Here is a 20,120-nt window from a genome sequence, read left to right on the forward strand (position 1 = left end):
CTACCAAGCTGAGCTACTCCCCGATAAAGAGAAAATATAATGGCGCGCCCGAAAGGAGTCGAACCCATAACCTTCTGATCCGTAGTCAGACGCTCTATCCAATTGAGCTACGGGCGCATATTGTTTTAATAGCAACTTTTACATGTTAACACGTTTATCTCTGTGTGTCAACAAGTTTTTTGGTGCGGCCGAGAGGACTTGAACCTCCACGGGGTTGCCCCCACTAGGCCCTCAACCTAGCGCGTCTGCCATTCCGCCACGACCGCATAACATGACAGGTTTATATCTTAACTGATTCAGATACATTAATCAACAGGTAATTAATGGTGCGGGTGAAGGGAGTCGAACCCCCACGCCTTGCGGCGCCAGATCCTAAGTCTGGTGCGTCTGCCAATTCCGCCACACCCGCGTATTAATATCATTCTGCCGAAGCAGAAATCTATAGAAAGTTTTTTTCACTGTCGCGAGAAAAAACTGGTGAGCCATGAAGGACTCGAACCTTCGACCCTCTGATTAAAAGTCAGATGCTCTACCGACTGAGCTAATGGCTCGCATTTGAAGTGGAACAAAGATTGTATCCACCCACTTATATTCCCTTGTCGCATCTGATGCTCAAAAGACCTCCGGTCTTTCTCGCAGATTGCCAGGGAAGAAACTCAATGCAGTGAGCAATCTGCTCTACCGACTGAGCTAATGGCTCAAAAAATGGCTGGGCTAGCTGGATTCGAACCAACGCATGTCGCAGTCAAAGTGCGATGCCTTACCGCTTGGCTATAGCCCAATAAAAATGGCGGTCCCGACCGGGATCGAACCGGCGATCTCCTGCGTGACAGGCAGGCATGTTAACCGCTACACCACGGGACCATTGAAGATATTGTTTGGTTTTGAAAATGGTGACCCCTACGGGATTCGAACCCGTGTTACCGCCGTGAAAGGGCGGTGTCTTAACCGCTTGACCAAGGGGCCATATATGAAATGTTCTGGCGGAGAAGGAGGGATTTGAACCCTCGCGCCGGTTACCCGACCTACACCCTTAGCAGGGGCGCCTCTTCAGCCTCTTGAGTACTTCCCCATACCTCGAAAAAAATAATGGCTCCGCAGGTAGGATTCGAACCTACGACCGCTCGGTTAACAGCCGAGTGCTCTACCACTGAGCTACTGCGGAATAGCAGCATTTCTTCTTGCGTTATTTCGTGTTGACGTCTTATCGACTCTTACTATTATAGGTAGCAGCCCAGCAAAAGTCAACCATGTTTTTAATATTTTTTCACACCCCTGATTAAATGCCTGGAAACCTTAATCTATAACTATTTCTTTAACCTTGATCAGCTTCCCCCGGCATTTTCCGCACACATATTTCGAAGTGTTGATGGCTCTTTTCCGACGATATTCCAACTTACAGTCGCTGCATTGGTAAATCAGGAATTTTTGGTTCTTGGATCTTCGTTTCTTTTCTTCCGGCAGAGTAGAACAAAATCTTGGTGCACCAACTTGCTTCAATAATTTCCTAAAGTCGTTATCTCGATGTTTGTAGCCTTTCCCTTCCAGATGAAGATGGTAATGACAAAGTTCATGCTTGATAATACCAACAAGCTCTTCTTCGCCCAGCTGTTCGAAATACTTTCTGTTGATTTCGATATTATGGCTATTCAGCATATACCTGCCGCCGGTGGTTCGAAGCCTGGAGTTGAAGAAGGCTTTATGCCTGAATGGCTTTCGAAAAAAGTCATTTGAGATTTTACTAACAAGGTTCTGCAATTCTTGGTCTGTCATTTGAAAACTCCTGCCTTTTAAGAAACCTGACAACCCATTATAGCATATATTAATGTTACCTTTTACCGTATTTATCTTGAGGAGGTATTGTTTATGCCTGTCTGGTTCCAGAATCAAATGAAACGAGCCTTCTATGAAAAAAATCGTTATCAGATCAAACTCTTAAATCAATGTTGGTTTTTTTATAGGAAGAAACAGGAGTAAGAACAAAAAGCACAAGCGCCTCGTTCATCCCCGACAAGCGCTGGAGGACCTGACAGTGAAGTCGTTCTTTGACTTCATTGGCAGGACCGAAATGGAAAGTATAGCCGACCGCCCAGAAACGCAGAAACTGGAGACTCCGACAAAGATGCGCTTTTTGCTTCTGCGGGCGGAGTTGAAGTTGCAGAGTTTCTAGGAGGCGACACTAGGCAAGCGTCTCGAGGGGCTAGGCGCTGGAGCTGGATTATCACACCTACAGTATTTATCCACACCTAATTAATTTTATAATTTCATATAAAACGAAAAAGACTGCAGGATTCACTGCAGTCTTCTTCATTATGCTTGTTCAGGCTTCAGCATCGTCAAAGCGACGCGGCCTTTTTTCTGGTCTACACTGTCTACCCATACAGTGACCACATCGCCTACCGAGACGATATCCAATGGGTGTTTTACAAAGCGGTTGCTTAGTTTGGAGATGTGGACAAGGCCATCCTGTTTGACGCCGATATCAACAAAAGCTCCAAAATCAACAACATTTCTTACGGTTCCTTGAAGCTCCATACCTGGTTTTAGATCTTCCAGCTTTAGAACATCTTTCTTTAGAAGCGGAGCTGGGAGTTCGTCCCGCGGGTCTCTTTCTGGACGGACGAGAGCATCAATGATGTCTTTAAGCGTCAGTTTTCCGATTCCAAGCTGGCCAGCTGTCTGGTCTATATTGATTTTCCCTAAAGCTTCCTTTAAGGCGGGTGTCCCTAAATCAGACGTTTTAAATCCGAGACTGTCCAGCAGCTGCTTTACCTCACTATAGCTTTCCGGGTGGATGCCAGTGCGGTCAAGCGCTTCTTTTCCGTCAATGACACGGAGGAATCCGATTGCTTGTTCATAGGTTTTGGCTCCAAGGCGCGGAATTTTCTTTAGCTGTGCACGGCTTGTGAACTTGCCTTCCTCTTCACGCTTTTTGACAACGTTATTGGCAACCGTCTTTGATAGGCCTGATACATATTGCAACAGTGAGGAGGACGCAGTATTTACGTTTACACCTACCTGGTTAACTGCCGTTTCCACAACGAATGTCAGGGACTCAGATAGTTTCTTCTGGCTTACGTCATGCTGGTACTGACCGACACCTACAGATTTAGGATCGATTTTTACGAGTTCGGCCAAAGGGTCCTGCAATCTGCGGGCGATCGAAACGGCACTTCTCTCTTCTACCTGATAGTTCGGGAACTCTTCCCGGGCAAGGTCAGATGCCGAGTAGACACTTGCGCCTGCTTCATTGACGATTAGATAGTAAATTTCTCGATCCAGCTCCTTCAGGATATCCGATACGAATTGTTCTGTCTCCCTTGAAGCTGTACCATTGCCGATGGCGACCATTTCTACATTGTAATCTTTCAGGACTTTGATGAATTTGTCCCGAGCTTCGGTACTTTTGGCACTCGAGGTATGCGGATAGATCACTCCGATTGATAATACTTTTCCGGTATCATCGACAGCAGCCAATTTACAGCCTGTCCGGAAAGCAGGGTCTACTCCAAGAACGACCTTTCCTTTTAACGGCGGTTGGAGGAGCAGCTTGCGCAGGTTTTCGGAAAAGATATGGATCGCCTGCTCTTCCGCTTTTTCTGTAAGCTCATTCCTGATTTCACGTTCAATTGATGGCTGGATCAAGCGTTTGTAGGCATCCTCAATCGCTTCCGTTATCGAAGGTGCTGTAACCGAATGACTTTTGGAAATCCACTTGCGCTGCAGGTAACTCATGATTACATCTGTTTTCGGCTTGATTGATACCCTTAGAAGGTCTTCCTTCTCACCACGGTTGAGCGCAAGGATTCTGTGAGGGACCACTTTATTGACAGGTTCCGAGTATTCGTAATACATTTCGTAGACTTTTTTCTCGTCCTGCTCTTCATTCTTTACGGCCGATTCAATTGAACCTGTCTTAAAGGTTTCGGTTCTGATCCACTTGCGGCTGTCTGCATCGTCAGAAACGATTTCGGCAACGATGTCCTTTGCGTCTGAAACCGCATCTTCGACGGATTCAACACCTTTTTCATCTGATAAAAATTCTCGGGCTTTTTCTTCAAGGCTTCCGCTAACCGGGAACTCCAGCATCCATTGTGCAAGAGGCTCAAGACCTTTCTCTTTCGCAACTGTCGCTTTCGTTCTTCTTTTTTGTTTGTACGGGCGATAAAGGTCTTCTACTTCCTGAAGCTTGATCGATTTTTCAATGTTTGCTTTAAGTTCACCTGTCAGCTTCCCCTGTTCCTCGATCAGCCTAATGACTTCTTCTTTCCGCTGCTCTAAGTTCTGTATGTATTGCCATCTTTCAACGATGTCGCGGATTTGCACTTCATCAAGGGCGCCAGTCATTTCTTTTCGATATCGGGCAATGAACGGAACCGTGTTCCCTTCTCCGATCAACGAAATCACACTTTGCACCTGTTTTGCTGTTAACGATTGCTCTTTGGCAATGATTTTTATATATTGGTCCTGCTTATCCATTGTTTGAGTCAAGAGACAATCCTCCATTATCATATTGATATTGCTTGATACTTTAATAGTGTACCAAAACGAGGGTGAGGTTTACAGTTCAGCTTCTGTATAGAGGGAGATTATTCTGCATGATCGCATGTAGACAAAACAAAAAGAAGTCCACCGGCTATAGTAGACTTCCTACAATAAAAGTTGCATCATCCATTGAGTTTGCATACTCGCTTTTAATTTGTTCCGCCACGGCTGCCACTGATCGATATCCCTTCAAAAGTGTTTTTGCGCCATGGATATCAAACCCATCTGAGTAAATCAGGAATCTTGAATCCGGCTCGTAAACAAATCGTTGGGTGTGGAATACTTGCGGCTTCCCTGAAAGATAGCCTGTTACTGGCAAAGGGTAGGTTAATTTGCCGTTTGGCGCGTAAAGGAAAAAGCGAATATTCCCAACGCAGCTGTACACAAATTGGCGGCTTTCGAAATAGACCTTGAAGATCGAGACAGCGGCCCCTCGCTTTTGCACCAATATGTTATTACAGTATTTCATGAGTGTGTCAACATCTTCATGATGGTGCTGCTCGACTACGGTAACGACCGCCGCAGATGCTTCATGCGCGTATTGCCCTGACCCTAGTCCATCTGCCACTACACAGACAAAATAATCATCGGTGGCTGTATAATAGTAACTGTCACCGCACTCTAATTTACCTTCTTTGATTGTCTGGTAAGCATAAAGTTCTATTTTGTCTTTGAACTGTTGGATCATGTAATGTACTCCGAATTGTTGTTTTCCGCATGAATTGCTTCTTGAAGCTTTTTGATGGCCCTTCTTTGAAGCCTTGATACATGCATTTGTGAGATACCAAGCTTGTCACCAGCCTCTTTCTGGCTAAGGTTATCAAGATAGGTATATTGGATAATTAACTTTTCGCGCTCGCTCAGTACATGAAGTACTTTTTCGAGGACCATTCTCTGGTTGATTTTTTCATAGCCTTCATCAATGTTTCCGACGATGTCCAACAGGGTGACTGTTCCGCCATCAGAATCGGCTTCAATAGAATGGTCAACGGATAAGGCCTGGTAGCTTTTCCCCATCTCCATTGCTTCCAACACTTCTTCTTCGGAAACCTGGAGTGCTTCGGCAATTTCATCCACTCGAGGTGAGCGGTGCAGCTGGGTAGTCAAATCTTCGACTGTTGTCTTGATCTTTGGACCAAGCTCCTTTATCCTGCGCGGTACGTGGACGCTCCACGTTTTATCTCTTAGGAACCTTTTTATTTCACCAATGATTGTCGGAACGGCAAAGGCTTCAAAGCTTTTGCCGAATGTTTCATCGTAACGGCGGATAGCGCCTAAAAGACCAATCATCCCAACCTGGAAAATATCCTCATGGAATGATCTTCCCTTCGAGTACTTTCTCGCGATTGTTTCGACAAGGTTTTGATAATGAAGAACCAGCTCATTCTGGGCGTCTGCATCCTCATGCAGCTGGTAGGCTTTGATTAATTCATTAATCTCTTCTTTCGGCCTTTGCTTAGGTTGAGATTGTCTCTGCATCTCTCTCCACCTGCTCTCCTTCTCGGTACTTGGTCATAAAGACCGTGACGCCCTCTTTGTGATGGATCCTCACCTCGTCCATCAAGGTTTCGATCAGATACAGTCCCAAGCCTCCTTCGCGAAGGAATTCCACGGAACTATTCTGCTCATAAGGACCAAGCCCCTGACGTGCTGAATGGAAATCAAAGCTCTGGCCATTATCTGCAACCATCACTTCAAGCTTGTCTTCATACAATCCAAAACCGATGATGACTTCGCCATTTTCATTGTTTTTGTATGCATGCTGCACAGCGTTTGTACACGCTTCGCTGGTAGCGATTTTTAAATCTTCAATTTCGTCATAGGAAAAACCCATGCGGCTTGCAATACCAGACAGGGTCAAACGAATGACACCCACGAATTCCGGTTTGGCCGGGATTTTCATTTCTATATAGTCAAATGACTGGTTCATTGCACTCCACCCTCAATCTGGCTGTTTATATCGATAATATCGGCCAAGCCGGTAATTTCGAACAGTCTCTGCAAACGCTCGGACAAGCCGACGATCTTGAACTCGCCGTCGTTTGCACGGACGTTTTTGAATACTCCTACAAAGACTCCAAGCCCGGTACTATCCATATAATTGACCTCCGAAAGGTCAACAACCATTTTTACACCTTCTTTTTCAGACAAAGGGAAAAGCTTTTCTCGAAGCTGTGGAGCTGTATATGCATCAATTTCGCCGCTTACTTTCACTGCTAACTTAGATTCTGTTTCTTTAACATCTATCGAAATATTCATAAATGACCCACCCTTTACAATTCAATTGCTTTTTTGATTTACCCGCTTAGGGCCCTGATTAAACATCTCTTTTTAAAATGATTAATGTAAAATCATCGCGCAATTGGAAATGCTGAAGTTTTTCTAGTTCCCTAAAGATATTATTGACAATTTCCTGAGCATTTAAGTGAATATATTTATTTATATATCCGATTAATGTTTCCTTTTCGATGAAACCCTCTTCCGTCCTGCACTCAGTCACTCCGTCAGACATCAGGATCACCATATCCCCAGGCAGGATTTCTTTTTCGTACTGGGTATACTTCGTCCGCTTGTCCACTCCTAAAAGCAGGCCTCTTGCGACCAGCTCTGAGAATTCCTTCTTTTTGGAATCGTAATAGAAGCCAGGTTCATGCCCTGCGGAAGCATAATAGAAGATATTGTTGGAAGGATTGAACATTCCATAAAACATCGTGATGAACATGCTTGGGTCAACGTTCTGTTCGACGACCCTATTCAGGTTTTCCAGAATGCTGCTCGGATCGAGCCGGTTTTCTGGCAGACTGTCCATCGCATATTTAATCATGGACATACAAAGAGCTGCCGGAATCCCTTTCCCGATGACATCAGCGATCGCAACACTGATATTATTGTTCTCATCCTGGACAAAATGGAAATAGTCACCGTTCATATGCTTCGCCGGAACGCTGATTGCCCCAATATCGAGTCCCGGAACGGTAGGGATATTGGTGCCAAGCAGGGTTTGCTGGACATTGGCAGCAATTTCCATTTCAGACCTTAATTCCTCCTGCTGGTGCCTTAGGCTTTGATGCTCACGATATGCGATTCCATAAGCGATCATAACCTCTAGGAGAATATCAAAAGAGTGCATGATATCTTCTGGAAGTTCAGGGTACATCTCAAGCAGTATACTTTTATGAAGGCTGACGATTTCTTCCGGTGCGATTTTTTGCTCGATCGACTTACGGCTGAACTTCTGCCCTGCATATAAAGCTTGCTCAGATTGCTCTTTAATATAATTGTCAAGAATATCCCGATACTTTGATTCCATCATTTCTCGGAAATCCATACTTTCTCCCCCTAACGGAGCCATTTAGTCGCTTTGATCTGTGTTCCTTGTCCGGGAGTTGAGTCTATGTCGAATTCGTCCATTAGACGCTTTACCCCGGGAAGGCCGGCTCCTAGTCCTCCTGATGTTGAAAAACCATCTTCCATGACCTGGCGTATTTCTTTAATACCTGGACCGCTATCTACTGCATTGATTCGCAATCCCGCTTTTCCGCCGTCATACAGTTTATCGATGCAGATCTGTCCTTTTCCGGCGTACAAGTAAATATTCCTGGCCAATTCACTTATGGCAGTGGTGATTCTTGCTTGGTCAACTGTGCCGAATCCAAGCTCTTTCGCAACATTCCGGCCAAGCTGGCGTGCGGCCACGATGTCCCATTCATTGATAATTGTTACGCAGGATTGGATGTCCATTCAGCTATTCCCCCAATTCCTGTTGTAATTTCTCCAAACCTTTTTCTAAATCTAATGCAGTCAGGACATCATCAAGTCCAATCCCCAATTCAATCAGCGTAATCGCAACGGCAGGCTGGATTCCTGTTATGACTACAATCGCACCCATAAGCTTGGACATGTTGATGACATCCCCAAGTACTTTGGCGATAAAAGAGTCGATGAAATCAATTGATGTTAAATCAATGACGACGCCATTGGCACTAGTCTCATGAATTTTATGGAGCAAGTCCTCTTGAAATTGAAGAGCCGTCTGATCATCGAGCTCCCATTGTATAGAGACCAATAGACAATCATCCAGTTTTAGGATAGGTATTCTCAATTTGCTCCCTCCAGTGAAACGATTTTTTTATTTGTCAGCTCAAGAGCTGCTTCAATTCCTTTTTTCAAGTTATTCTTCGTTGTAAATTGATTCAGGTCGATCCCCAGGTTGACAATTGTCTGGGCAATTTCCGGACGGATCCCCACAAGCATGCACTTGGCACCGATCAGCCTGACAGCATCCGCTGCCTGGATGATATGGTGGGCAACCATCGTATCCACGACAGGAACACCTGTTATATCTATAAGAACTACTTCAGAACGATGTTTGACCGCGCCCTTCAGCAGGTTTTCCATGATCTGCTTCGCCCGCTCAGTATCGATGGTACCGACGAGCGGCATCACCGTGATCCCCTCAAATACAGGAATAAGCGGTGCCGAAAGTTCCTGGAGGGCAATTTTTTGAAGCGAAACTGTCCTTTCCCATGTGGATGAGTAGACACTGACAATTTCATTGTTCATCGGCGTCGACCAGCGATCGAATTCGTACACCATGTCCATCTGGTTTTCAGGCGTTACGATTCCTTCTGCCTGCATCCCTTCGAACACAATCAGGTTGAAGGTGTGCAGGCCTTTAGTGACAAATGTCAGCGGCCAGCCCAGTCTTACAACCTTTTCAGCAAAATCTGTCAATTTTTCTTTATATTCTTCATTCGTCCCGATAAAATTCGAGATGATCAAATCAACAAATTCCTTGCTCGCAGACTGGAATACTCGATCGGAAACCAATCGGATCACCCTGTCATCCGCTTCCTCTTTCGTCTTATCTATCCATAGATCCAGGATTTCTTGTTTATGACCCTGGATGTAACTTGAAATGATTTTATTCATTGCATCCTCCCCATTCTATCACAACAAAATTTTACATTACCCCAATCCGTCCAAATGTAAACCATATTTAAAACTGTAATTTAATTTTCACAAAACCCAGACTATATATATCCATTTAATGATAACAGTTTTCTTTCGTCAAATAAAATCAACTTGTCGACACGATTCATGGAATATCGCAAACCGGATAAACTTATTATCCCTATTTTCCCTGAATTCAATTTTATTGCGGCCAAATTTATGTTTCGTTCAAGAAGGTTTTGGAAGACCGACGAATTCAGGCTAGCTTTAGATAAGCTTTTCTGCGCTTTTGGCTTAGCCTGTCTGAACTCGAGTCTGGTTCGGACAGCTTTTCTCCTTTTCCCGTCTAACCTGTCTGAACTTGGACCTACTTCGGACAGCTTTCCTGCTTATCACGCCAAACCTGNCTGAACTCGGGGCTGCTTCGGACAGCTTTCCTGCTTTTCNCNCCAAACCTGNCTGAACTNGGNCCTACTTCGGACAGCTTTNCTGCTTTTCCTTCCAAACCTGTCTGAACTCGGGGCTNCTTCGGACAGCTTTCCTGCTTATCACGCCAAACCTGTCCGAACTTGGGGTTACTTCAGACAACTTTCCTGCTTTTCCTGCCAAACCTGTTTGAACTCCAAACTTAATTCGAAAACTTTTCTGCTTATCTCATCTAACCTGTCCAAATCCAGCTCCATCTCACAAACAGCCCCTAAACAATTAAAAAAGAGACAAGCGCTATGCTTGCCTCCCACACAGAAAACATCCGATTTTATTTTAGGGTTATGTAAAAGGCCTGCTGGCAGGCCAGGTGTTCGGTTACAAAAAAACGCTCTTCTTTCAAGAGCGTGCTGTTTATCAGAATTCAATAAGACCTAAACTTACCTGAAGGGCTTCATCCACTTTTTCCATCATTTCGTCATCGAGATGGGTAATCTTATCGGTTAGGCGCTGTTTGTCGATTGTGCGTATTTGTTCCAATAATATGACCGAGTCTCTTTCAAAACCGTACCGCTTCGCATCAATTTCTACATGAGTGGGAAGCTTGGCTTTTTGGATCTGTGCTGTGATCGCTGCGATAATGACTGTGGGACTGAACCGATTCCCGATGTCGTTTTGGATGACCAGTACAGGGCGTACACCGCCTTGTTCCGAACCAACAACTGGGGATAGGTCTGCAAAATAGACGTCACCACGTTTGACAATCAAAGGATCATCCTCCGCTGACTAGACGTTCGACTGTGTGTTCTGCCTCGTATTCTGCTTGAAATGCTTCTGATGCAATGGTTAGATTAATCTTGGCCATTTCCATATAGCCACGTCTCATGGATTCACGAATTTGTCTCTTTTTCTTCTCACGCAAGAACATTTTTGTTGCCTGATAAATAAATTCGCTGCGGTTTACGTTTTCTTGTTTAACAAATCCATCTAGTTCACTCAACAGATGCTGCGGTAACTTTACCAAAATCTCAGTTGTTGCGCTGGATTCAGACACAAACATACACCTCCACCATCATCACTACATACCATTATTAAGTTCGTTCTCTCTCTACCATTACTAATATTATCACTATTTCAGCCAGATGCAAAGGTAAATCAGCAATTCTTCTGTATTATCCGCCAAAAAATTAGTATTTTATGCATGGTATTAACGGGATTACACAGCTTTGTTAATTATTGGATGTGTTTTATAACAGCGAATTGTTCAAATCGACGACTTTGCCATTTTGCCTGTACAGTCTCGGCACCCTCGAGGAAATGATGCAAGGGACTTCATAATTGATGGTTTCCAGCTTGTTTGCGATCTCATTGATGGAGATCGATTCTTGTTCCTGGCAGCCGATCAGGGTTGCGATTGTTCCGACCGGAACTTCATACGGAAGCCTGACCATGCATTGGTCCATGCAAATCCGGCCAATGATCGGAGATCTTTTGCCATCGACCAGTACTTCCTGCCCCTGCAGCCTTCTTATCCATCCATCAGCATACCCAATCGGAAGCGTCCCTACCCAAATTTCTTCAGGAGCTTCGTAGGTAGCACCGTAACTGACTTTTTCACCTTTTTCAAGCTTCTTCACATGAACAATCCTTGAGTGGAGAGTGAACGCCTCTTGCAGCTCCACCGGCAATTCAGGGGCAATCTCCATTGATGGCGCCAGTCCGTACATCACGATTCCTATTCTGACAGCGTTGAAGCGGGCATCGGGATGCATCAGGGCTGCAGCACTGTTGCTGCTATGGACGACAGACGGCTGATGATTGAGGCCAGACAGCATTTCCCTGAAAAGTGAAAGCTGTCTGTTGAAATACGTATCATCCAATTCATCCGCTGTCGCATAATGCGTGTAGATCCCGTGAAAATCAAGCCGCGGGTCTTCCTCAATAAGGCCTTCTACAGCCTTCAGCTCCTCCACCGAGCGTATGCCGATCCGGCCCATGCCTGTATCTACTTTTATATGAAGCAAAAGGGTAGCATCCTTTTGCAATGCGTCCTGTGCTTTTTCCAGCCATTCTTTCTGAAAAACAGTCAGGATGATTCCTTCCTCAGCTGCGATATTCACGTCCCCTGGCCGGCTTGCGCCAAGCACAAGGATCGGTGCAGTGATCCCCTTTTTCCGCAAAGCGAGTGCTTCGTCCATGAAGGCTACAGCAAGCATTGACGCTCCCGCTTCCATCGCTGCCTCAGCCACTTGCAAATCTCCGTGTCCATAGGCATTGGCTTTCACAACTGCAATAAATTCAACTTCCTCGGACAAATGACCTGTGATCTCTTTTACATTGTTCTTGATTCTGTCCAGGTCCACCTCTGCCCATGTATCACGGTAAAAAAATCCTTGCTCTTCCACCGAAAACTCCACTTCCTTCAATCCGAACGTTATTTATATTGTTTTATTATCAAACCGAAAGAACTCAATGTCAAATGGATAATATATACGGATTTTCAGCCGAAGGATTGCGGAAGAGAAGCGCGGTTTGAACCACTGCAGGATTGTAGACCAATAAAAAACAGGCCCAGGTTACTCTGAGCCTGCTTGACGATTCTTATTTTTCCATATCGGCCAATACCGATTTGGCGACCATTTCCATTTCTTCAGGTGATAAGTCTGTGGATGCCAGCATATAATCGACTCCGAGATGGGTCCACGAAATCGAAGTTTCGTTCATGGCACCAATCGTGAATCCGAGGTCGACAGGCTTTCCAGTCATGTTGATGGCCGAGGACATCGCAGGCATGGCATTCGCTTTCTCCTGGATGAGCGTGAATGACTTGTCACCGTCGTATGTCAGGACAATCCGCTTGCCATCCTCTGTCTTGATTTCCTTTTCATCGATCAGCGTCACACCTGGAATTTCGGCGACTGGATATTTCACTGTAAACTCCTTATCTTCCACATCTGCCATAACCGGTACCTCAAGCTGAGCACCTGTCATGTTCTTTTTCATGTCAAACGCGTCTTTATCAAAGCTGGCGTCAAATTTCACATCAGAGAATTCCACCGTCACCAGTGCATTGCGGTCGGGGTCCATCACCTTCACGCTGACTGGCGCCAGGCTCTTTTTGTTCAGCTTGATTTCCTGGATTGGAAGCATCTTGTTGTTCTGGTATCTTGTTTTCGTCTCGAACACGTAATGCTCCTTGGTCGCTGAGAATTTAGCCTGTTTATCCTCGAGGATATCCGTGATTAAAGATTCGTATAGATAAGCCTGGCTGCTGTTCTTCGGCCAGTCGCTCTGGAAACGGAAGCTCTTGTTCAGCGCAGGTGTCAGAACAAAGACTCCCTCATCATTCCTGAGGATCATCTGACTTTGGTCCTTCTGGGCATTCTTCAAATTCACACGGTAAAATGACGGATCTTTGTGCCATATCTCCACATCATACACCTGCGGCTCGGTACCCATCTGCAATGTCATCTTTGCCTTAGCCTTGTAACTCTTTAAATCGTTGAGCGTTCCGTCCAAGTCCTTAACCACAGATTCCTGTGATTTCGTACCGCAGGCAGCCAGAGCAAAAATAACCATGAGCCCGGCGAGAAGCAGCAATAACCTTTTCTTCATTCTTCCAACCCCTTTTAGTCTCATTTAAACGTGTAAAGGGAAAGAAAGGACAGGAATAAGACACCGGCTGCAAAAATGCTTGAGTAGTCTTCGTGCAGCCATGTTCTCGCCGCCCTAGCCTTGTCTCCCTTACTGCATTATGAATATATGAGACAACCTGGGCGAATATGACCCCGGGATTGACAAGCATTTTAAATTTTTTGATTTCCACTTGTTTACCTTTTGAAAAACCATTGGCACAAAAACATTTTAATTTTTTTCGATGATCACCTGTGCAATCGCATAATGCTCGCTGTGGGAGATGGACAGGTGAACACCTTCCATAAAGGGCTTGATGACAACCGGACGTCCATGGGGATCATTTTCGATTTCGATATCCATGAAAGACAGTTCCTTGCCGATGCCAGTCCCCTTCGCCTTTGAAAAAGCTTCCTTCGCCGCCCAGCGTCCGGCAAGGAACTCGATCGCCCTCCGTTCCTTATATTGAAGATACACAGCTCTTTCTTTTTCCGTTAAAACCCGCTCAGGAAAACGCGGCTGCGACTCCACCAGTTTGCGGATCCGGCCGATTTCCACGATATCTATCCCTGTTCCTACGATCATTTTTCCGTCTCCCTTCTAAAAAAACTTCAAGCAGCATACAAAATAGTGTACAACTTTTGCCGTTTAGGGCTATCCTTAAATTTAAGATATCATTAAAATCAGACCGATTTAATCAGCCCTCACGATAACAGTAACCAGGAGGTTTCCATGTTTACAAGGACTGAAAGCTTGCGTGACTTCATCCGGTTTTATCCGGTCATTACCTTCATCATTTTCATTCATATCATATTATACCTGCTGACGGCATTGCCAATCTTCCCGAGTAAATTCCTGTTTGAACGTCTGGCAGGAGTGAACCTGTATGTGGTCAACGGAGAGTACTGGCGGCTTGTCACTCCGATTTTCATGCATGCCGGCTTTGCGCATATGCTGTTCAACAGCTTTTCGCTCGTCTTGTTCGGACCGGCACTCGAGCAGCTCCTTGGCAGGACAAAATTCATCCTCGTCTATCTCGTCACTGGGATTGCCGCAAACCTCGCCACTTTATTGCTTGAACCGCTGACTTATACACATGTCGGCTCAAGCGGCGCGATTTTCGGCCTGTTCGGTTTCTATATTTCTATCATCATGTTCCGAAAAGCGATGATGTCGCGCGAGAACTCGCAGACAATCATGACAATCGCCATCATCGCCGTCATCATGACCTTCGTCCAGTCGAACATCAACATCACTGCCCATATTTTCGGTATGCTGTCCGGCTTCCTGATTGGCGCCGCGGCTTACAGAAGGTAAAAAAAGCGCCCAGCAGGCGCTTTTTTTCGTGTCAATTCATCTGTATCAGTCGATCATCCGGATACAACGATTTGTCCCGCACTCTTGAAACACTCTGTCAATCTGGCATTTCATGCGAGTACCAGTTATAGATTTGATCGGCGTGCCACTTTTCGAGATCGATGACTTTGCCGCCGGCGCCGCCATGCCCGGACATCACGATTGCTTCTACAGTGGTAAGCTTCTTTTTCTTCTGAAAACTACTTTGCTTGACGCTTAAGGACTGGATTTTATTTTTCCTCATATATACGGTGTTTTTTGCCATATTTCGATAACGGAAGGTCAGCATCCCTTCATCAAGGCTCCAGCCTGCATCCTTGTAATTCAGGTAAGACCAAATTGCCGAGAGGACGAGCAGGATCAATGCCCCATATCCCCATGGTCTCAAAAACCAGATGGCAAGTGCGATGATCGGCAGGACGAACAGCCAGCCTTTCAACAGATATCTCCGGTATGCCCGCGGCGGTGCAGGTGATAGATTGACGCTGAAATGGTAATCCGTCAAATATGGTTCAAGCAGTCCGGGGATTTTGCTTTTTTTCACGATCGGCAGAATGAGGACTTTGGAGCTTTCCTGGTCCAGCGCCGATCCCCCAGCACTTTCCACGAATGCTGAGGCATATCCAAGCGGCTGTCTGATAAGATTCTCGCTGATCCGGACCGCCTGGATCCGATTCAGCGGAATCGTAAGCTGTCTCTTTTCCAATAACCCCCGTGTGATGACAAGATCATTATCGACTTTTCTCACGGTAAAATGAGCGTATTTCAGCATCGTCCCAAGAAGCGCGATGAGCCATGCCAGCAGGAATCCGAGAAAAACTACGACACTGATAAAAATAACGCCATTTTGGACAAAATTCTCTACACCATCAAAAATCTGTTCATACGGGATGAATTCTTCAAACTGGAACACGAACGCCAGCACCGCGGAGATGACAACCCCTACTCCGCCTGAAGTGGACGCAAGCATCACCAGCTCATGAGCTGATATTTTATAAAGCACATCTTCGCTAGATGGCTGCTCCTCTTCTCCTTGCTGGACTTGCCCGGTTTTCTTGATGGAGACCAGGTAGTCATGGATTGCCTGGGCATCCTGCTTCGTAATCGCCGCGAGGACCGCTTCTCCATCCTGCAACCCCATCCCGCCGGACCCCGCTGTCTCTACCTTTACCTTCACAAGCCCGAACAACCGCTGTAAAATCCCTTCAGACAAGTCAAGGCTTTGGATCCGGTCGAATGGAATGTAGCGCTTTTTCCTGACGATCAGTCCGTATTCAATCCTCAATTCGCCCTGTTCGACCCGATATGTAAACCTGTACCACGACAGAACTCCATAAACTAATACCAGCACGACGACTGCGATTGACCCTATGAAATAAAAGAGGTCCCAATTCGTACCCCGGCTCCCGAACACGACAAAGATCAGGAATGGGATGATCATTTCTTTCAGCTGGCGGAGTGCATTGACGATCGCAGCGACCGGATGCAGTCTTTTTGGCTCAGACATCTTCATCCGCCACCCTTGCCAGCCGGGAAATCGATGTTCTCAAACTCTCCGCTTCCTCCATATCGAGCGCTGGTATTTCATGGACCGTCGCCGCGGTTGATACCGTCACCGTCGATAAACCGTATTTCCTTAGCAGCGGCCCCTGCAGCGTATCGACATGCTGGACACGAATCATCGGGATCAACGTCCTTTTCACGATAAAAACACCGTGCTGCAGTTCGATTTCCTGTTCTCTGACTTCATAACGCCAGCGTTTCCAGCGCAGCTTCGGCAATAGAAAGATGAAAAAATAGCTATATACAACTGCCACAGCAACAGCAGTTCCAATGATCCAATTTGGGAAATCAAAAATAATCGTAAGGGCAATCAGACCGCCCGCTAAAAGCCAAACCAACAGGGAGTGAAGACAAGCGGCAATTTTCCAGACAGTCAACGCCCGCTCGGAAATCCGCTTCTGCGGCTCAGAAATCGTCATATGTTATCCTCCCATTATTACCAATTAATAGCACCTTCCTAAGTATACAACAACTCCCCGCTCCTAGGGCAGTAAATTGGATACGAATGTGCTATGGCACGGGATTGGATTAAGGTCCATTCGACAAGTGCCTGGCGCACCGCCCGGAATTTGTCGATCATTTCAGGAGGAAGCTGCTGCCGTCTATGACTTCGATTTCGGCGATTTGCCTTAAATCTTCTGACAGCTTAAACAGCGCGAGGTCTTTCTTTTTCGCCTCAATCATACAGTGGATTTCAGGAACGGACCCTTTTATTCCGATCAGGAAGTCCATGAACATCTTCACATCGACATATTCGGCATGTGCCCGGAAGTCCTTTTCCGACCGCGGGCTTGATATATGCATCTTCACAGGGAGCCTGGATTGTTCCCACGTCCCGACAACCCGCCCCCATTGCTCCTCCCAGTTTATATCCTCATGATGAGCGAGATGGTGGTGGTAATCAAACACGAGCGGGATTCCCAGTTTCTCGCACAGGTAAAGCGTGTCATGCAGAGTGAACGAAGTATCATCATTTTCAAGCATAATCATGCTCTGCAACTGCGTTGAAACAAGCCCCCAGTTATGTATGAATTGTTCAAGCGCTTTCTCCCTGTTCTCATATACGCCGCCAACATGGAGGACGCATCGATGCTTAGGGTCGATCCCCATCCCCTTCAACAACGCATGGTGCATCGCCAGCGTCTTGACCGAGTTGTTCAGCGTATCAGTCTTCAATGTATTCAACAGCACAAAGTGGTCTGGGTGAAAATCGACACGCATGTGATTCTCTTGTAAAAATTCAGCAATTTCTCTGAGCGGCTCTTTTAATGCCCGCATGTACTTCCAATCGGAAAGCTCCTCATGATTGGCAAGCGGAATCAGCCGGGAGCTAAGCCGGAAAAAGTGGATCTCATTCGCCTTGCTGTGCCTCAAAAGGCGCAGGCAATTTTCAAGATTGGAAACCGCAATTCTTTCCAGCTTATTGATCGCCGCGTCACGGTCCTTGATTCCCTGAAATTGCTTGAATGTCATCGTCTGTGACGGCGATGCATTCTTCAACTCCTCACTCATCGCCACATATCCTAGCCTAACAATCGTCATCAGACTCACCCCTATTGTTTTTCTAGTAGTATGCCCAACAAGTCAGCGGCCGTTCTATTTTTATGATTCTTATGGAGTCGAGGTCCAGATTCTGAACGAAGAGTTAGAGTAGGTTTGCGAGCTGAAATTCACAACCTGGTTGATATAATCGGAAATGTGGTCGATAAAATGGCAAATGTGGTCGATATATTTCAAAATGTGGTCGATAAAATGGCAAATGTGGTCGATATATTTCAAAATGTGGTCGAAAAAACCGGAAATGTGGTCGATATATTTCAAAATGTGGTCGAAAAAACCGGAAATGTGGTCGATATATCGTGAAATGTGGTCGAATAAGTTAAATATCCCGATCTGTTGCGGAGATTCCATGGGATTCAACCCAGTTTTCAGCCGGTGAATTTTAATTAAAAGCAGCTGGATTCAAGCAATAAAGTGAACACTTCACTAAGAAAACCACCCACTTTTCAAAAACGATAAAAAAATCCCCCGGCTGTGTAATACAACCGGGGATTTCGTGTTTATTTTAGCGTGATGGTCTTGATTTGTAGCTGCCGCCTTCTCTGCTGCCGCCACCGCCGCCTGTGCGTTTTGTTCCAGAACGTGGCTTGTAAGGTTTCTTACGGCCGTCGCCTCTGTTATCGTAACGTCTGCGGTCTCCTTGTGGCTTCTTGTTTCTGTTTGGAAGAGGCTTTTCCTCGGTAAGCTTAACAGGAGTTGTATCAGGCTCTTTAGTGAGCATTTTCAATACTGAAGCGACGACTGTTTGAGCATCATGGTCTTTTAATAGCTCATCTGCAGCCTGGCGGTAGTATTGAAGGTTATTTGACTCGATTGTTTGTGTAATCTTGTCAACAACTGCTCTTTGCTGGCCTTCAAGCGCTTGGTCCAAGGTTGGAGCAACCATTTTTTCCATGCGGCGTTTAGTTGTCTTTTCCACTACATGGAGGTATGAAGTCTCTCTCTGTGTGACAAACGTGATCGCCATACCCTCTTTACCTGCACGGCCAGTACGTCCGATACGGTGTACATAGCTTTCAGGGTCTTGCGGAATATCGAAGTTGTAGACGTGCGTTACACCGGAAATATCAAGTCCACGAGCTGCCACGTCTGTCGCAACAAGCACGTCGATTGAACCTTCCTTAAACTTTCTTAAAACAGACATACGCTTCGCCTGTGTCAAGTCTCCGTGGATTCCTTCTGCAGTGTAGCCGCGCAGGTTCAACGCTTCAGCAAGCTCATCAACACGGCGCTTCGTACGTCCGAAGATGATGGCCAATTCAGGGGACTGGATGTCAAGAAGACGAGTAAGAACGTCGAACTTGTTCTTTTCCTGAACTTCAACATAGAATTGTTCAATCAAAGGAACAGTCATTTCCTTCGCTTTGACGCGAACGACTTCAGGGTCCTTCATGAAGCGCTCAGCAATCTTGCGGATTGGTCCCGGCATTGTTGCTGAGAACAATAACGTCTGGCGTTCGTTCGGGATCTGTGCAAGGATTGCTTCGATATCTTCGATGAAGCCCATGTTCAGCATTTCATCTGCTTCGTCAAGGATGACTGTTTCAACAGTATCAAGACGGATTGTCTTTCTGTTGATGTGGTCAAGAAGTCGTCCTGGTGTTCCGACGATGATGTGAGGTCCTTTTTTCAAAGCGCGGATCTGGCGGTTGATGTCCTGGCCGCCATAGATTGCAAGAACGCCTACTCTCTTGCCCGCACCAATTTTGTATAATTCCTCGGAAACCTGGATGGCCAATTCACGAGTTGGCGCGATGATGATTCCCTGGATGTTATGATTTTCTTTCTTGATTTTTTCCACTAGAGGAATACCGAAAGCAGCAGTCTTACCAGTACCTGTCTGTGCCTGGCCGATTACATCTTTGTTTAGAAGGCTAATCGGAATCGTCTCTGCCTGGATTGGAGTTGCTTCCTCAAAACCCATATTCTTTACAGCTTTTAATGTTGCGGGGCTAATGCCCATGTCTTGGAACATTGTCAACTTTGCTCATTCTCCTTTATGTTCACATTTATCCCGCATCGGTTACAACCGACACTTCGTTTATTTTAAGTGGCTGTTTAAGGATCCAAATCATTTCTGATTC

The 20,120-nt window shown here is 45.8% G+C and carries 23 protein-coding genes and 9 tRNA genes; 4 read left to right on the forward strand and 28 right to left on the reverse strand.

Features of this window, described 5'->3' with window-relative positions:
- Nucleotides 1-40 precede the first annotated feature (40 nt).
- The 10 genes from ACNAZ4_RS21455 to ACNAZ4_RS21500 all read right to left on the reverse strand — a co-directional run bounded on the left by ACNAZ4_RS21455 (nt 41) and on the right by ACNAZ4_RS21500 (nt 1,773).
- Nucleotides 41-117, reverse strand: a tRNA-Arg gene (locus ACNAZ4_RS21455).
- A 63-nt stretch (nt 118-180) separates the two neighbouring features.
- Nucleotides 181-266 (reverse strand) — tRNA-Leu (locus tag ACNAZ4_RS21460).
- 58 nt (nt 267-324) lie between these two features.
- Nucleotides 325-409 (reverse strand) — tRNA-Leu (locus ACNAZ4_RS21465).
- A gap of 66 nt (nt 410-475) precedes the next feature.
- Nucleotides 476-551: transfer RNA gene (locus ACNAZ4_RS21470), tRNA-Lys, on the reverse strand.
- 155 nt (nt 552-706) lie between these two features.
- Nucleotides 707-781, reverse strand: a tRNA-Gln gene (locus ACNAZ4_RS21475).
- Nucleotides 782-788: 7 nt separating this feature from the next.
- Nucleotides 789-864, reverse strand: a tRNA-Asp gene (locus tag ACNAZ4_RS21480).
- A gap of 27 nt (nt 865-891) precedes the next feature.
- Nucleotides 892-966 (reverse strand) — tRNA-Glu (locus ACNAZ4_RS21485).
- Nucleotides 967-981: 15 nt separating this feature from the next.
- A tRNA-Ser gene (locus tag ACNAZ4_RS21490) sits at nt 982-1,072 on the reverse strand.
- A gap of 18 nt (nt 1,073-1,090) precedes the next feature.
- Nucleotides 1,091-1,165 (reverse strand) — tRNA-Asn (locus ACNAZ4_RS21495).
- A 131-nt stretch (nt 1,166-1,296) separates the two neighbouring features.
- Entirely contained in the window at nt 1,297-1,773 is a 477-nt protein-coding gene (locus ACNAZ4_RS21500; RefSeq protein ID WP_415817961.1) for a SprT family protein, read from the reverse strand.
- A 93-nt stretch (nt 1,774-1,866) separates the two neighbouring features.
- Between ACNAZ4_RS21500 and cmpA the strand changes: the two genes are divergently transcribed.
- Together cmpA and ACNAZ4_RS21510 are read left to right on the forward strand one after the other, a co-directional pair.
- The gene (cmpA, locus tag ACNAZ4_RS21505) at nt 1,867-1,977 is read left to right on the forward strand and encodes a cortex morphogenetic protein CmpA (protein WP_139378277.1); all 111 of its coding nucleotides are present in this window, start codon (nt 1,867-1,869) and stop codon (nt 1,975-1,977) included.
- Between the two features lie 55 nt (nt 1,978-2,032).
- Entirely contained in the window at nt 2,033-2,170 is a 138-nt protein-coding gene (locus tag ACNAZ4_RS21510; protein ID WP_415817964.1) for a hypothetical protein, read from the forward strand.
- A gap of 140 nt (nt 2,171-2,310) precedes the next feature.
- Here ACNAZ4_RS21510 and ACNAZ4_RS21515 read toward each other — a convergent pair whose 3' ends face one another.
- From ACNAZ4_RS21515 to acpS, 14 genes are all read right to left on the reverse strand, one after another.
- Nucleotides 2,311-4,491 (reverse strand): Tex family protein, encoded by a 2,181-nt coding sequence (locus ACNAZ4_RS21515; RefSeq protein ID WP_415817967.1) that lies wholly within the window; start codon nt 4,489-4,491, stop codon nt 2,311-2,313.
- A 145-nt stretch (nt 4,492-4,636) separates the two neighbouring features.
- Nucleotides 4,637-5,233, reverse strand: a complete 597-nt coding sequence (locus ACNAZ4_RS21520; RefSeq protein WP_415817969.1) for a PP2C family serine/threonine-protein phosphatase — start codon at nt 5,231-5,233, stop codon at nt 4,637-4,639.
- Nucleotides 5,230-6,024 carry an RNA polymerase sigma factor SigB gene (gene sigB / locus ACNAZ4_RS21525; RefSeq protein ID WP_144481156.1) on the reverse strand — a complete coding sequence of 265 codons (795 nt, stop codon included), beginning with the start codon at nt 6,022-6,024 and terminating at the stop codon, nt 5,230-5,232. Before sigB ends, ACNAZ4_RS21520 begins: the two co-directional genes overlap by 4 nt.
- The gene (gene rsbW / locus ACNAZ4_RS21530) at nt 6,002-6,475 is read right to left on the reverse strand and encodes an anti-sigma B factor RsbW (RefSeq protein ID WP_214911619.1); all 474 of its coding nucleotides are present in this window, start codon (nt 6,473-6,475) and stop codon (nt 6,002-6,004) included. Before rsbW ends, sigB begins: the two co-directional genes overlap by 23 nt.
- The gene (locus tag ACNAZ4_RS21535) at nt 6,472-6,804 is read right to left on the reverse strand and encodes an anti-sigma factor antagonist (RefSeq protein ID WP_415817972.1); all 333 of its coding nucleotides are present in this window, start codon (nt 6,802-6,804) and stop codon (nt 6,472-6,474) included. Before ACNAZ4_RS21535 ends, rsbW begins: the two co-directional genes overlap by 4 nt.
- A gap of 58 nt (nt 6,805-6,862) precedes the next feature.
- Nucleotides 6,863-7,873 (reverse strand): PP2C family protein-serine/threonine phosphatase, encoded by a 1,011-nt coding sequence (locus tag ACNAZ4_RS21540; protein WP_415817974.1) that lies wholly within the window; start codon nt 7,871-7,873, stop codon nt 6,863-6,865.
- 11 nt (nt 7,874-7,884) lie between these two features.
- Entirely contained in the window at nt 7,885-8,286 is a 402-nt protein-coding gene (locus tag ACNAZ4_RS21545) for an anti-sigma regulatory factor (RefSeq protein WP_041967777.1), read from the reverse strand.
- A 4-nt stretch (nt 8,287-8,290) separates the two neighbouring features.
- The gene (locus ACNAZ4_RS21550; RefSeq protein ID WP_041967776.1) at nt 8,291-8,647 is read right to left on the reverse strand and encodes an STAS domain-containing protein; all 357 of its coding nucleotides are present in this window, start codon (nt 8,645-8,647) and stop codon (nt 8,291-8,293) included.
- Entirely contained in the window at nt 8,644-9,477 is an 834-nt protein-coding gene (locus ACNAZ4_RS21555) for an RsbT co-antagonist protein RsbRA (protein WP_415817977.1), read from the reverse strand. The genes ACNAZ4_RS21550 and ACNAZ4_RS21555 overlap by 4 nt, the downstream gene beginning before the upstream one ends.
- Before the next feature lie 864 nt (nt 9,478-10,341).
- Nucleotides 10,342-10,692 (reverse strand): type II toxin-antitoxin system endoribonuclease NdoA, encoded by a 351-nt coding sequence (gene ndoA, locus ACNAZ4_RS21560; RefSeq protein ID WP_041967053.1) that lies wholly within the window; start codon nt 10,690-10,692, stop codon nt 10,342-10,344.
- A gap of 4 nt (nt 10,693-10,696) precedes the next feature.
- The gene (locus ACNAZ4_RS21565; RefSeq protein ID WP_031308192.1) at nt 10,697-10,978 is read right to left on the reverse strand and encodes a CopG family ribbon-helix-helix protein; all 282 of its coding nucleotides are present in this window, start codon (nt 10,976-10,978) and stop codon (nt 10,697-10,699) included.
- A 193-nt stretch (nt 10,979-11,171) separates the two neighbouring features.
- Entirely contained in the window at nt 11,172-12,329 is a 1,158-nt protein-coding gene (gene alr / locus ACNAZ4_RS21570) for an alanine racemase (protein WP_415817979.1), read from the reverse strand.
- A 196-nt stretch (nt 12,330-12,525) separates the two neighbouring features.
- Entirely contained in the window at nt 12,526-13,539 is a 1,014-nt protein-coding gene (locus tag ACNAZ4_RS21575; RefSeq protein WP_415817982.1) for a LolA family protein, read from the reverse strand.
- 249 nt (nt 13,540-13,788) lie between these two features.
- Nucleotides 13,789-14,142 (reverse strand): holo-ACP synthase, encoded by a 354-nt coding sequence (gene acpS / locus ACNAZ4_RS21580; protein WP_415817984.1) that lies wholly within the window; start codon nt 14,140-14,142, stop codon nt 13,789-13,791.
- Between the two features lie 147 nt (nt 14,143-14,289).
- On the opposite strand from acpS, the gene ACNAZ4_RS21585 reads away from it, so the two are divergent.
- Entirely contained in the window at nt 14,290-14,874 is a 585-nt protein-coding gene (locus ACNAZ4_RS21585; RefSeq protein ID WP_415817986.1) for a rhomboid family intramembrane serine protease, read from the forward strand.
- A gap of 97 nt (nt 14,875-14,971) precedes the next feature.
- On the opposite strand, the gene ACNAZ4_RS21590 is transcribed toward ACNAZ4_RS21585, so the two are convergent.
- The 3 genes from ACNAZ4_RS21590 to uvsE all read right to left on the reverse strand — a co-directional run bounded on the left by ACNAZ4_RS21590 (nt 14,972) and on the right by uvsE (nt 18,018).
- Complete coding sequence (locus tag ACNAZ4_RS21590; protein WP_415817988.1) at nt 14,972-16,420, reverse strand: PH domain-containing protein; 1,449 nt, start codon at nt 16,418-16,420, stop codon at nt 14,972-14,974.
- Entirely contained in the window at nt 16,413-16,895 is a 483-nt protein-coding gene (locus tag ACNAZ4_RS21595) for a PH domain-containing protein (RefSeq protein ID WP_415817991.1), read from the reverse strand. Before ACNAZ4_RS21595 ends, ACNAZ4_RS21590 begins: the two co-directional genes overlap by 8 nt.
- Before the next feature lie 157 nt (nt 16,896-17,052).
- Nucleotides 17,053-18,018, reverse strand: a complete 966-nt coding sequence (gene uvsE, locus ACNAZ4_RS21600; RefSeq protein WP_415817993.1) for a UV DNA damage repair endonuclease UvsE — start codon at nt 18,016-18,018, stop codon at nt 17,053-17,055.
- 168 nt (nt 18,019-18,186) lie between these two features.
- On the opposite strand from uvsE, the gene ACNAZ4_RS21605 reads away from it, so the two are divergent.
- On the forward strand, nt 18,187-18,339 hold the full coding sequence (locus tag ACNAZ4_RS21605) for a hypothetical protein (protein ID WP_415817995.1): 153 nt from the start codon (nt 18,187-18,189) through the stop codon (nt 18,337-18,339).
- Between the two features lie 202 nt (nt 18,340-18,541).
- Here ACNAZ4_RS21605 and ACNAZ4_RS21610 read toward each other — a convergent pair whose 3' ends face one another.
- Nucleotides 18,542-20,017 carry a DEAD/DEAH box helicase gene (locus tag ACNAZ4_RS21610; protein ID WP_415817998.1) on the reverse strand — a complete coding sequence of 492 codons (1,476 nt, stop codon included), beginning with the start codon at nt 20,015-20,017 and terminating at the stop codon, nt 18,542-18,544.
- Nucleotides 20,018-20,120: the final 103 nt, after the last annotated feature.

Source organism: Mesobacillus thioparans (assembly GCF_965138835.1).
GTDB classification, from domain to species: Bacteria; Bacillota; Bacilli; order Bacillales; family Cytobacillaceae; genus Mesobacillus; species Mesobacillus thioparans.